The organism is Nostoc sp. UCD121, assembly GCF_014222285.1.
Classification (GTDB): Bacteria; Cyanobacteriota; Cyanobacteriia; order Cyanobacteriales; family Nostocaceae; genus Nostoc.
The window spans coordinates 23,537-37,413 of the sequence record NZ_JACKZS010000061.1 but is presented as its reverse complement, the minus strand read 5'-3'; the positions used below and the strand labels follow the sequence as shown (position 1 = coordinate 37,413).

Annotated in this window: 11 protein-coding genes; 5 read left to right on the top strand and 6 right to left on the bottom strand. The window is 40.3% G+C overall.

Annotated features, from left to right (window positions below):
• Positions 1-881, bottom strand: an 881-nt coding sequence (locus GNF10_RS15235) for an alpha/beta fold hydrolase (protein WP_185607178.1), incomplete at its 3' end; no start/stop codon positions are given.
• Positions 882-1,039: 158 nt separating this feature from the next.
• On the bottom strand, positions 1,040-1,543 hold the full coding sequence (locus GNF10_RS15230; RefSeq protein WP_185585074.1) for a HugZ family protein: 504 nt from the start codon (positions 1,541-1,543) through the stop codon (positions 1,040-1,042).
• A 450-nt stretch (positions 1,544-1,993) separates the two neighbouring features.
• Here GNF10_RS15230 and GNF10_RS15225 point away from each other — a divergent pair, with 450 nt between their 5' ends.
• Together GNF10_RS15225 and GNF10_RS15220 are read left to right on the top strand one after the other, a co-directional pair.
• Entirely contained in the window at positions 1,994-2,959 is a 966-nt protein-coding gene (locus tag GNF10_RS15225) for an aldo/keto reductase (protein ID WP_185585075.1), read from the top strand.
• A 215-nt stretch (positions 2,960-3,174) separates the two neighbouring features.
• Positions 3,175-4,167, top strand: coding sequence for a hypothetical protein (locus GNF10_RS15220; protein WP_185585076.1), 993 nt, complete (start codon positions 3,175-3,177; stop codon positions 4,165-4,167).
• A gap of 159 nt (positions 4,168-4,326) precedes the next feature.
• Here the strand turns inward: GNF10_RS15220 and GNF10_RS15215 are convergent, their stop codons facing one another.
• Positions 4,327-4,491: a hypothetical protein gene (locus GNF10_RS15215; protein WP_185585077.1), complete on the bottom strand. Its 165-nt coding sequence runs from the start codon at positions 4,489-4,491 to the stop codon at positions 4,327-4,329.
• A 315-nt stretch (positions 4,492-4,806) separates the two neighbouring features.
• Here GNF10_RS15215 and GNF10_RS15210 point away from each other — a divergent pair, with 315 nt between their 5' ends.
• A complete protein-coding gene (locus GNF10_RS15210; RefSeq protein WP_185585078.1) occupies positions 4,807-5,697 on the top strand; it encodes a hypothetical protein in 891 nt (296 codons plus the stop codon).
• A gap of 66 nt (positions 5,698-5,763) precedes the next feature.
• Positions 5,764-6,756 (top strand): pentapeptide repeat-containing protein, encoded by a 993-nt coding sequence (locus tag GNF10_RS15205; RefSeq protein WP_185585079.1) that lies wholly within the window; start codon positions 5,764-5,766, stop codon positions 6,754-6,756.
• A 104-nt stretch (positions 6,757-6,860) separates the two neighbouring features.
• On the opposite strand, the gene GNF10_RS15200 is transcribed toward GNF10_RS15205, so the two are convergent.
• The 3 genes from GNF10_RS15200 to GNF10_RS15190 form a co-directional block, all read right to left on the bottom strand.
• Positions 6,861-7,226 (bottom strand): hypothetical protein, encoded by a 366-nt coding sequence (locus tag GNF10_RS15200; protein ID WP_185585080.1) that lies wholly within the window; start codon positions 7,224-7,226, stop codon positions 6,861-6,863.
• Between the two features lie 236 nt (positions 7,227-7,462).
• A complete protein-coding gene (locus GNF10_RS15195; RefSeq protein WP_185585081.1) occupies positions 7,463-8,266 on the bottom strand; it encodes a peroxiredoxin-like family protein in 804 nt (267 codons plus the stop codon).
• A 134-nt stretch (positions 8,267-8,400) separates the two neighbouring features.
• Positions 8,401-8,691: an SDR family oxidoreductase gene (locus tag GNF10_RS15190; protein WP_221643325.1), complete on the bottom strand. Its 291-nt coding sequence runs from the start codon at positions 8,689-8,691 to the stop codon at positions 8,401-8,403.
• A gap of 920 nt (positions 8,692-9,611) precedes the next feature.
• On the opposite strand from GNF10_RS15190, the gene GNF10_RS15185 reads away from it, so the two are divergent.
• Positions 9,612-13,592, top strand: a complete 3,981-nt coding sequence (locus GNF10_RS15185) for a calcium-binding protein (protein WP_185585082.1) — start codon at positions 9,612-9,614, stop codon at positions 13,590-13,592.
• The last annotated feature ends 285 nt before the right edge of the window (positions 13,593-13,877 follow it).

Genomic DNA, 13,877 nt, shown 5'->3' with positions numbered 1-13,877 from the left:
AGATATCGTTGCAATAAACCAATGACAACTTCAGGTATTTCTAAATGAGGTAATATTCCTGCATCTGCGATCGCATAAAAATCTTGAATTGTCCTTTGATTTAAATTTGCCAAGCGTTGTCCTAGTTTGATATTGGTAAATTGTGCCTTCTCTCCCCAAAACATCACAGTGGGAATTGTCAGTTGCTGAATATATAAACTCAGATCAAAGTAAAGATCGCCCCGTAAAAATGCCAAGGCGGAAAATTTGGCATTAGGTTGTTGTGCAGAGGTTAAATAAGCATCCACAATTTCTTGAGATACTCGTTCTGACTTGGCAAACAGAAAACTTTGTAAAAAATTTCGGACTGCAATTTCATTTTCAGCACCAAGCATATAAATAAAATTGTCCAACAGAGGCGTATTGATTACCGAAAGCGGAAGTCTGCGTCCAGCACCCTGCCCAAAATCATCAAACCCAGATGGGGAAACCAAAAACAGTGCTTTGAATAAATTGGGTTGAACAATAGCTAGGCGGATAGCAAAAGCGGCTGTTAGAGAAGAAGCTACCACCGTCACTGGCTGGCGACAAGTTTCAATGATAAACTCTGCGATCGTGCTGAGATAATCCCTAATTTTATAATCCCGGACTGGATGAGCCGATTCTCCCCAGCCGATTAGATCAGGAGCTAAAATGTGGTAATTAGAAGCAAAAGCCGGGTAAACTTTAGACCATTCATACGCAGATGCCCCACCACCAAAGTTATGGAGAAACAGTAGTGGAGGTAAATCTTCAGTATCAGCGAACGCCCAAGGTGTATTCGTTTGGGTATAGTAAACCATTGCCCCCAAGGATGTATGGATAAGTTTATGTCCAAAGCCAGGAGGTTGAAACTGAAGCATAAAATTAAAAAGTATAGTTTAATGGCACTTTACCCGAAGGCAAAATTAAGAGGTATAAATTCAAGCTTACCGATAAATATCAGAGTAAGTAAAATTTTTGTGTCCTAAGCTATTTCATATTTAATTTGTATACAGTCAAACTAATTCATAATTTATTCTCACTTTTGATTACTATCTCCTGTGATCTGAACAAGTTGATGGAGGTTATCGCCACTAATATGATAAGCTGCCCCAAAACCAACTACAAAACGCCCTTCACTAGGAGTTAGCTGAAAAATCCGAAAGTCAGACAAGCCGCGCAAAACCTCGATAATTTCACCAAATCGCCCTTGAAATTGCTCAACAATTTGATTCCACTTGTCAGTTTCACGCTCTATCAAAGTTGCCGTACAATCAAAACTCAAACGACGACGGGCAAAAATTAGATTACTCTTGGCTTCATCCTCGATAAATAAGACACTTAGATGAGGATTGGTATAGATATTTTTGGTATGAGTTGAAAGACCACTGACATAAATATAGATATTTTTGGAATTATCCATTACAAAGGGAGCATAACTAGCATTTGGTATTGCTTGGGCGTTCACAGTACTAATGATTACACTCTCAAATTCTTCAGTAAACTTTTCATACTCAGCTTGAATCTTTTCAAGTTGACTCATAAGTAAATTACCGTTTAATTAGTAACAATTAGTTATTGTAACGTTATTGAGCGATGTCTAGGATGGGCTACTGTCCGGAGTTCGAGTGAATCCCCATTCCTTGATGTTTAATAAGTAGGATTGCAATACTGCTCGGTTAAAGGGAAAAGGAGTGGAAGACTTGAGATATAAGGTTTTTCCCCTTTAACCCAAAACCCGACAAGTATTGGGTAGGATTGCTATATTGCCAACACTGTTAACGCAGACCAAATAAGTGGTAATATTTAGAACAAGTATGCTTAAGAACGCTCAACGATAAGAAGGCTTGATTTGACATGATTTTCCGTGATAACCTACGTTCATCTCTTAAAAATACGGTTTATCAATAGCTTTATAGTAGTTTCAATAGCATACTGTATTTTTAATTTGAGTTAGCACAAGTAATTCTAAGACTGTCTTAAGAAAAAACTCATGGTCATTACACAAAGGCGTAAACTTGGACGTTCAGAACTAGAAGTATCACCAATATCTTTTGGTGGCAACGTATTTGGCTGGACTATTGATGAAAATAGTTCATTTGAGATTTTAGATAGTTTCATAGAGGCTGGAGGTAATTTTATTGACACAGCTGATGTCTATTCCAAGTGGGTTCCAGGAAATCAAGGTGGAGAGTCTGAGACAATTTTAGGAAAATGGCTCAAGCAGCGCGGTAATCGTGACCAAGTGGTGATTGCAACTAAGGTTGGCAATGATATGGGTGTTAGAGGCCAAGGGCTTTCTCGTAAACACATTCAACAAGCTGTGGAAGACTCGTTGCAGAGGTTACAAACCGATTATATCGATCTATATCAATCGCATATCGACGATGAAAGCACTCCACTTGAAGAAACCCTTGAAACCTACGCAGAATTGATTCGTCAGGGAAAAGTGCGTGCGATTGGTGCTTCAAACTATAGTGCAGAGCGTTTGGCACAGGCATTAGAAATTAGCCGTCAGCATGGCTATCCTCGCTACGAAAGCCTTCAGCCCCGTTATAACTTGTATGACCGAGATGGTTATGAACAGGATTTACAACAAATTTGCCAAGAACAGGAAATTGGCGTGATTAACTATTCCTCTCTATGCAGCGGCTTTCTCTCTGGTAAATATCGCTCAGAAAAAGATTTGTCTATTAGTCTCCGTGGTAATTCTGTAAAAAGATATTTAAACCCTCGTGGCTTGCGAATTCTAGAGGCAATTGATCGGGTGGCAACGACTTATAATTCTACTCCCACCCAAGTTTCTCTGGCGTGGCTCATTGCTAATCCCAGCATTACTGCTCCTATTGTTAGTGCAACAAAGGTTGAGCAACTCAACGATATCATCAAAGCTGTCAATATAAAGCTTGACCAAGATGCTATTGACCTTCTTAATCAAGCCAGTTCCTCAAATGCCTAGTACGGCTACTTGAAAGTCAACACTCAACAGTTATTCCCACGACCAAGAGCTTTCTTTTTTGAAAAAGGGCATGTCGTATTTAGTAGATTGTTTGGTGCAGTCCTGTGTGGATATTAGTCATAAGAGCGATCGCTGGGCAAGTCCTTCAAAAAGAAAAAATTATACGAAAACTTTCCGTACAATAAATAGTTATGTATGTCGTTTGATTTTATCCAATGACGTGGTTTGAAATATTGACCGGTTTTCCTGAAGATTCCCCACAACAGGTTTGGCAGAATATCACTGTTGACGGTAAGGTATTGAAATCTCATGTGAATGGGAAAGTAATGGTTTGCGGTCAGTTGGAAACACCGTCTTTAGCCGAACTCAGAGAACGTGTCCATGCGAGTGGATATGAGGTTGGAAAAATATCGGTACGTGAGGTAGTTGCCAACGTCCAGCATTTGCACATAAATGAATCGAATGCTGATGCGCTTTTTCAAGTAGCTTCCCAGTTTAATCTGCTTGAAATGGTATCTCCAAATGTAACGCCTGAGAGTGGTGTAGGGATTTATGAGAATGATCCTACCCAGGGGCCAGCCTGTGCGATCGCGGCTGGTGCAGGAACGATTTATCGAAACTACTTTGCAAGCGTAAATGGGCAAGCCGGACAATCAACAACAAACCAAATCGATTGTCTTGCAGATATGGGAGTAGCATTGGGAAATTCCAAAAGCCGTCTTTGGGAAATGAGAAACGGTTATGCTTTGGCATCACATAGCGGTTTGGTCGAGATTTCAAATCGACTTCAAGCGGCAAGCGAGAGTGGACTTGATGGATTGCGAGAGTTGTTACGAATCGGCATTCAATGGAGTACGCAAGTAACGCTCAATGATTGCAAGCATACCGTCTCACAAGCCTATTGCTCTGCCTTGCCAGTTAGCTACTCTCGTCATTCCTCAAATCTTTGGACGGAATTTGCACGCCTCGTTTTAGAGGCATCCTATGAAGCAACTATTTGTACTGCAATCTTGAATTCGATCAGAAATGGAAATAACAGATTGTTTCTTACGCTTCTCGGTGGTGGAGCATTTGGCAACGAAACCGATTGGATTATTGGAGCAATCCAACGTGCCTTGAACCTTTACAAGTATGCTGATCTTGATGTAGCGATCGTAAGCTATGGCTCGTCCAAGCAATATGTCCAACAACTTGTAAACCAATACTAATATAAGTAATACATAGGTAGCAACTGTAATATAATAAGCCAGTGTAACCGATGGGAACCTGGCTCAAATAATTAGAATATTTATACAACAGCAGCTTGTGGTTAAAAATAGCGGCAATATCAGTAGCTACCTACTAAAACAGCTAATTTAGAGTTTGCGCTAGATAATTCGCACTTTTTCATGCAATTTCTGCGATTTTGCGCTAGATTTACCACCAATACGCCACTCATAACTCCAATAGCCTACATCAGCAAGGCTTTCGGCAATTGCGGATGTCGTCAATGGATGCGGTATTACTTGGGATTGCCTTGAAACTGTAGGCATCCTTACCTTGTGCCAACCCTAGGCAAAGTGCTTCGACATGACTACACAAGCTAGATAAAAAGGGTATAACATAAGACCAGCCCTTTCAAAGTGAGTAGACATTATCAAAAGTGATTCCTCTCTAAATCTCTTTTCTATATCTTCTAAACCTGATGCCTGCTCTCAGACTTTCTGCTGTGCCTCTGCGGTTAAATAAATAACTTATAAGCCACTTTCGACACAGACAATGTTCCGAGAAAAAGATTTTACGAGTCACGTTGAAAAGGTTAGCTTTATCATTTGTTCCTATTTAATACTTGTGCTGGAGATTTGCCGATGAAAACTATATCTAGTCTCGATGCAGTAACTAAACATTTAGAACAGCATGAAAACTCCAAACGGATTAAAAAATTAATATACTCAACTTGTAAAAAGATTTGGGAGAATGATGAAGAGACGCTAGATAGGTTTAAATTACAAGAATTAATTCAAGAATTATTTAGATTGAATCCTACTACCAACAACTTAAATTATAGTTTATCTGAAGTTGTAAAAACTCTTAATAAACAAGCTGAATACGCCATAATCGCCAATGTTATTTTTCATCAGATGCAGAAACTATATATAACGCCTGAAGAACCAACAGGAATATTTTTAAATCAACCTCATCAAGAAGAATCAACAGGACTATTATTAAATCAATCTTGCAAAGAGGAACAAATATTTTATAATTCCGAACCAATATCATTAAATTCTATCGAGAAATCTCCAAGCAGTCAAATTAAATATCAATATAATCAGTTTGATTTACGCCAAAATATTATGAAGTATACTAACCCACTTAGGGCTAAAATAGTTCTATTTTCTGCACTTGACAAAAAATTTACTTTCAATGAAGAAGACTGGTTGAAACTGAAGACTCAAAAACTTGATGATTTATTGCTGAGATTATTTAATATTTGTCCAACTCTGAGAGAGCTTGAATTTAAATTAAATAGTGCTGTTATATCTCTAGGGAAGCCGGATGAAAATATTCAAGCAGCTAGTGGAATTATACAATCTATGCGAGCTTTATATGGCGATATATCACCCAGCGCCAATGGATATAATCCGTTCAACAACGATCCCTCTCCAGGAACTAAAACACCAGTTAATCCTTATCAGAAAATTGGACTCAATGATGATGGTAATACCTGTCAATTTATAGCACCTCCTCCCAAAGAATAATGGTAATTTTTGATTATTGTTAATCCGAGAAAAATTTAAATATTGTGGTAATTGATAGGAAAAAATATGGATGCTAATGAACTTCTAAAGCGCTATGAGAATGGAGAAACAAAATTTATTGAGGCCAACTTAAATGGAATAAATTTGTTTGGTGCAGACTTGATTGGCATAGCTTTGAATAAAGCAGATTTGGGTAATGCTATCCTAATTTTTAGCTATCTAAGTCGGGGAATTCTGAATCACGCAAACCTAGTTTGTACAAAGCTAAGCGGTGCGAACCTAAATCAGGCAAGTTTAATCAGCGCCAACTTGCATGATGCTAATTTACATGGTGCAACTTTGCAGGGTGCTGATTTGCGTAATGCCAATTTAACTTTGGCATATATGCTAGATACTAACTTGATGAATGCCGATTTACGTGGCGCAGATTTGAGTGGTGCAAATTTAACTGGTGCGTGTCTGCGTGGGGCTAACCTGCGAGAAGAAAAGAGAATGTACTCTGCAAGTCTACGGGGTGCTAATCTTCATAAGGCTGATCTGCGGGGCGCTGATTTAACTGGTGTAGACTTATCTAAAGCTGATTTGAGTGGTGCTAACTTGAGTGAGGCAACGCTACGTTATGCCGATTTGAGTGATGCCAATTTGAGTGAAGCGATTTTACATAATGCATCTTTGGCAGATACTAACATCGGTGGTGCTAATTTGAAAGGTGCTAACCTGATGAACGCTAGATTGGAACGTTCAAACCTCATTGATGCCGAACTTACAGGTGTTAATTTGTATGGTGCAATTATGGCAGATGCTAAACTGACTAGATGTCAGATGAGTGGAGTAAACTTAAGTTTTGCAAGGCTAAATAGAGTTGATTTAAGTCGGGCTAACCTGCGTCAGGCTAACCTTACGGAAACAGATTTGGTTGATGCCTATCTTGCTAGGACAGACTTGACTGGTGCTAATTTAAGTAAGGCAAATTTGATCAGAGCAGAAATGAGTAGTACAAATCTGACGGGTGCAAATCTGCGTGGTGCAGTTATGCCTGATGGAACAATTAATGATTAAAGATAGACATGGGCAATACCCACTATTTTGTCTCGAATAAGTCTGCCTAAGTTAGGATTTACACATAAAGATTCTCTGGCAAAATTGGCTGCAAAGTTTACTATTTAACGCTGCCAATTATATATTAATCGTCCATGACGATCGCGCACAAGTTCCCATTCTCCATGACGATATGGTTGTCCGTGATAATTTACAGAGCGATAGCGCCGTCTATAATAATGTCGTCGATTCCTCTGGCGTTGATAATAATATTTTCCAGTCCGTTGCCGTCTATGATAACGTCGTCGATTCCGTCGGTGAGCTAACAAAAGCTCTTCGCTTTGCTCTCCAACTAATTTTGTCTGTGCGTCAAGAGCCTGTTCATTGAGAACATTATTGAGAGTGTTATCCTTGGCTTCAGCCAAACCAGGTGGATAAATAAAGGCTAATAGCAAGAACACAATTGAGGATAGCTTTTTGAAACGGTTCACGTCTTTGCTTTTCCTAAACTATTGGTAATGATTTTATTTAATACTTAAATTGAGTAACCATATAGTTCACAATTCACAAACTTGAAGAGCGCAAAAGTAATGAAAGTACTTGTATTAAATCTGAAGATAGTTAACTACAACAGGCAACCAGATGATGTACATCTGTTATGGGGCAAATGCACACAAAAGCGTTCAATTTGACAACTTTGTTAGGTTGGATTTTGTTGAAATAGCAATTATGAATTATGAATTGAGGTAAAGCTATCTGTTTCGATAAGGGATAAAAATGATAGGGGCCGACTCATATTAGCAGCAAAGCCCAAAATTCCTGGATCTCGATGTTCGTAAAGTAACTGGCCTTGGCTATCAAACAGAAAAGTTCCACCACGCTGAGTTAAGTAAGCAGAATTAGGTACATAAGTATGCCAATTGCTCAGAACTTCCACCATATTCCGTAGCCGTAGAGTAGCTAATTCAAAGGGACGTTGAAACCCAATTCCACCAGCTAATTGGAAAAACGAGCCTTGAAAGGCAGGTAGAGGAGTACCTTGAATAATTTCATCATCTTCAATGAGTTGAGGGGCTTGACGATCGCCTCTGTATCCTCGAAAAACTTCTCTTAGGGTTCCAGGACTTCCAAACCCTGCACACATGAACAGTAGATTTAGCCAAGCTTTCTGAGTAGGGGAAATTCCAGGGACAGGGAGATTCAGACCTGAATAAAGTTTGAGTTGTTGATGTAGTTCTGCATTAGGTTCAACAAATAAATTTTCGGCTGGAAATCCTGTATATTCACAGAATTTTGTTCCAGAGGCGCGATCGCCAATTCCGACTGCACGAATAGCGAGTTTTTCAGGAGGCAATTTTTTAGCTTCGCGCTGTAACCACCACGCATATTCAAGACTATCAAAATCCCCAAGTTGTGGCCAGACTAAAATAAGGATATGTGAGGCAGTTTCGCAATTTTCTAGTAGAGATTGGGTTATGCCATCACTAACACGCTGAAGTTTGGTCTGATTAAGGATAGCGTAGGGATTCATTACAAAGTATTAACTGCTATTTAGCTATTCAATTTTAGTCGATTTTAACTCAATACAGTTCAGATAAGACCAAAACACTTGTAGAAACCGCGATTTATCGCGTCTCAAAAACCCAAAATTTTTACCATTAGCCCTTAACTGAACCCAACTCCGGCATTAATAGCGATCGCTTCCACTGGTCTTCCAATAGCTTGAATTTGGTTATAAAGGGTTTCGACTCCATTGTATGTGGCAAGATCCGCCTGTACGGTTTCAACCTTGGCACCTAGTTCTTCAAAAGCACCAGCCACTTCATTAATGCTAGAGCCGGTGGCTGTGACAACCAGATCAAAGCCATTTTGAGCAAACTGTTTGGCGAGTTCATAGCCAATACCACTAGAAGCACCCGTTACAACAGCCAAAGGACGGGTCAATGTCTGATTCATAATCTTCAAAACTCCGATATAACTGCTTAATGCTGACTTGTAATCGCTTATTCCAAACGATCTGAGCCGATTACAAGCTTTCAACTTTTACTATCCTACGAAGCAGTTGTGCGTAGGCGCAGCCCGCCGTAGGCATCGCGTCTTCCTAATGAAAGATAACAACTCTGTATTTGAGAGTCATTCATAGAACATTTATCTACCTTTCAAGCTTAGAGTTTATTCCTTCAATGGCTTTTACAGTCGTAGGAGCGCAAGGTCTTGCGCCCCTACCGCGCGGTCTATTTACCTGAAAGTAGCTGTAACTAAAGCAACAATTAACTCGTTGTATGAAAGCGATCGCAGTTGCCACCGGATTTTGCTGCGAGAAAAAGTTGCCTTTCCTAAACGCGATAATTCTGAGATTCAGGTGAGATTTAGCCTGTTTGGGTTCGTCAAAGGAGAAAACTACCATTAGGAAAATTGGAAATCATATTTTTTATACAGACGCACAAAATAGTTAAACTTCCTTCTCAATAAAGATGACTTAAATGTCTAGACCTCTCTAAAGATAAATAGAATAAAAGTAAAGTTAGGGAGTAAAATATCTGAGCAAATTAAAACTGACTTGAATATTTTCTCTTCTAGTAGGACTTAAACACTGGCAAAAAACAAATATGGAGGGTGGTTGTAGACATTCAATTGTGATGAATACACACCCTCATAATTTTGTACAGTGCTTAAGACTTAGATAGTAAGAGAATACTTAAATAAGTGATAGTCCAAGCCATCTAATCGGGTAAATTTTCGATAAATTTACTGTTTTTCAAGGTTGAAGTATGAAATATGCAGATTTCGGTGCAATTTTGTGCATGAAAACAATGAAAACTGCAAATTCACAACTGAAAGTTACTGCAAAAATCAATTTAGGTAGGTAGAAAATTATGGCGAATATCATTGGAACCAACGGTAACGATACTCTAGTAGGCAGTTATGAAGCGGACACGATTAATGGTGAAGCAGGTAACGATACCATCACAGGTAACGAAGGTGATGACACCCTAACTGGTGGTGGTGGGAAAGATCAGTTTGTTTACAACTACTACACCGGAATTGATCTCATCACAGATTTTAACGGTATAGGTAAAGGCGTAAATCCCTCGGCAGGAGTCATCGCCGAAGTGGATACCCTAAAATTCCAAGGTGCTGCCTTTACTGCCCGAAATATGCTGCTGACGCAGAATGGAAAGAATCTGGAAATCACATTTGAAAATGTGCTTGATTCCAAAGTCATCCTGGAGAACTTTGCCCTGGAAAACCTGGAAAACCTGAGTAACTCTACTGGAGCCAGTGTAGACTTGGCAAATATAGAGTTTGATGTGCAAACTAGCATCACTGACAGCTTTGATGTCTTCAATGCCAACTCCACCCAAACTACTATCTTCAACAAGAACACAGTCACCTTCCTTAACGACCTCTCCAATAATGTTAGTGGCTTTGACAACTCAGATGATGTGATCAATGGTCAAGGTGGAAATGACCGTATTGAAGGCAAGAGTGGCGATGACCTTCTGAGGGGTGGTGCAGGAAATGATACTCTCATTGGTGGTGCAGGGAATGATACTCTCATTGATTATCAGGGCAATAGCAATAATGCCCTCATTGGTGACATTGGTGACGATTACTTGAATGTTGATACTTCAACAGGCGATAACACTCTCAATGGTGGCATTGGTGACGATACTTTAGATGCTAGGGCAACATCCGGCAATAATTTCCTTTCTGGGGGCGATGGCAATGATTATCTTTCCGCCTCTTTTCTTTTTATTTACGGCGGAAACGACTATATTGCCTCCTCAAGTAATAACACCCTTGACGGTGGCGCTGGTAACGATTACTTGTCTGCTCAGTCTCCATCGGGCAATAACTTACTCTCTGGAGGCGATGGCAATGATACTCTCACCACCTCTAGTGTATTTACTTATAAAGGAGTTCCTAATTATATCTCATCAGGTAATCACACCCTCAACGGTGGCGCTGGTAACGATTACTTGATGGCTGAGGGAACATCAGGCAATAACCTGCTATCTGGTGGCGATGGCAATGATTATCTTGATATCTCTAGTATTCCCATTTACTACAATAGTATATTATTGTCTTCAGGCAATAATACTCTCAATGGTGGTGCTGGTGACGATACCTTGAGGGCTGAGAATTCAACAGGAAATAACTTCCTCTTTGGGGACGATGGCAATGATTCCTTCTATCTAAATTTAGAGAATCAAACGGTAGATGGGGGTAAGGGTGACGATTTGTTGTCCGTTGGTTACAGTTATGACAGTAATACTACAGGCGGCATTACAACAACATTCAATGCCACTACCAACACTGGATCAATTACGGCAGGCACATATCGGGTTAGTTACAAGAATATCGAAAAATTAAATATCTCAGGTACAGCCGATGATGACAATATTGTGGGGAGCAATGGAAATGATACGCTCTCCACAGGCAATGGTGGCAAAGATACCATAGATGGGGGTAAGGGTAACGATTTGTTGTCCGTAAATTACTACGATGCTTCTGGGGGGATTACAACCACCTTCAATGCCACTACCAACACTGGATCAATTACGGCAGGCACATATCGGGTTAGTTACAAGAATATCGAACAATTAGATATCACAGGTACAGCCTACGATGACAACATTATGGGCAACTGTGGAAACGATACTCTCTCCACCGGTGCTGCTGGCAATGATACCATAGATGGCGGTAAGGGTGACGATGTGTTGTCCGTCATTTACACCAATAGTGCTGCGGGGATTACAACGACTTTCAATGCCACTACTAACATTGGCTTAATTACGGTAGGCACAAATCAGGTTAGTTACAGTAATATCGAACGATTCAATATTTCAGGTACATTCTACAATGACAACATTGTGGGGAACGATGGGAACGATACACTCGCCGGTGCTGGTGATAATGATACGATTATTGGCGGTAGAGGTAATGATATCCTCACAGGTGGGAATGGTAACGATATCCTAACTGGTGGCGCTGGCAATGATAAATTTATTTACGACTACTTTTCCGAGGGGACTGATATTATCACCGATTTCGGTGGCGTAGGTAAAGGCTCAAATCCATCAACAGCAGTGATTGCCTCTGTAGACACCTTGCAATTTAGTGGTAATAAATTCACTGCTCAAAATCTGCAATTAACTCAAAATGGTAACAACTTAGAAATTACCTTTGGAGATTTTAGTAGTACCCAAATCATTCTCCAAAACTTCAAATTAGAAAATCTGGATAATCTGCCAGCAACTTCTTCACGACCTGCTATTGGCAATATCCTATTTGATGAAACCAGCATTACCGACAGTTTTGATGTGTTTGATGCTAATTCCACTCAAACTAGCTTGTTCAAAAGGAACACTGTTACCTTCCTCAATGACCTCGATAATAACATTACAGGTTTTGACAACTCCGATGATGTCATCAATGGTCAGGGAGGTGACGACATCATAGACGGCTTAAGTGGTAATGACATACTCAGAGGTGGTGCGGGAAATAACACTCTCAATGGAGATATTGGTAACGATACCTTGAGTGCTAGCAGTTCAACAGGCGATAACCTGCTCTTTGGGGGCGATGGTAATGATTCTCTTAGTGTCTTTGGCAGTTACAGCAACAGTTACGGCTACTCCTCCGACTCTCGCTCATTAGGCAATAACACTCTCAATGGAGGTATTGGTAACGATACCTTGAGTGCTGGTGGTTCAAAAGGTGATAACCTGCTCTCTGGGGGCGATGACAATGATTCTCTTAATGTCTCTGGCAGTTACAGCAACAGTTACGGCTACTCCTCCGACTCTCGCTCATTAGGCAATAACACTCTCAACGGAGGTGCTGGTAACGACACCTTGAGTGCTGGTGGTTCAAAAGGTGATAACCTGCTCTCTGGGAATGATGGTAATGATTCTCTTGACATCTCTGGCGGCTACGTAGAGAACTACGGCAACTCCTCTGACTCTCGCTCATTAGGCAATAACACCCTCAATGGAGGTGTTGGTGACGATACATTGAAGGCTAGCGGTTCAAAAGGCGATAATCTACTCTTTGGGGGTGATGGCAATGATTCTCTTGACATTTCTGGCGACTACTCCTACTACTCCTCCTATGACTACTCCGACTCTCGCCCATCTGGTAATAACACCCTCAACGGTGGCGCTGGTGACGATACCTTAAATGCTAGCAGTTCAACAGGTGATAACCTCTTGTCTGGGGGCGATGGCAATGATTCCTTCTATCTAATCACTAATTCCCCAGATACTGCTCTGTCTGATTTAGTGACTCAAACGGTAGATGGGGGTAATGGTGAAGATTTGTTGTTCACCTTTTACAACTTTACTGCTGGGGGAATCACAACGACATTCGATGCTGCTACTAACATTGGAGCAATTACAGTGGGCAAGTATCAGGTTAACTACAACAATATCGAACGATTAAACATCTCAGGTACAGACTACAATGACTTTATTGTCGGCACCAATGGTAATGATATCCTTACTGGTGGAAACGGTAATGATAGCCTCTATGGAGGGGATGGGACTGATACCTTTGGTTTCAATAATTACAATGGAGGTGTTAACACTATTTATGACTTCAACACCACTAATGAACTGATTCAGGTATATGCTTTTAATTTTGCTGGCGGATTATCAATAGGTTTACTTCAGAAAACTCAGTTTACTATTGGAACATCTGCAACTACAAGCAGCCAACGATTCATCTATGACGATTCTACAGGTGCATTGTTCTTTGATCAAGATGGCAGTGCGTCTGGGTTTACTCAGGTACAATTTGCAAAATTATCTACTGGATTGTCACTAACCGAAAACAATTTTGTGCTTGTTTAATCGAAATTAACACTCTGCCATCACCAAGCTGTCTAAACAGCAACTTATTCAAAAATGCGTTTGTGAATGAAGAATTTGTGGCTGCTTATATTTCTGCTGTAATGATTAGACAGTTCTTGCTTCTAGTAGTTCGCTTTCGTGACAAAGCAGGGTAAAGGGGAAGGGGTAAAGGGTTTAAATCCCTTACTCTTTACCCTTTCCCCAGCCCTCACAAGCGCATTTTTGGGTTGGCAGACTACTAGTACAACACGGCGGAAATAAACTAAACTACCCATTCTAAATCAA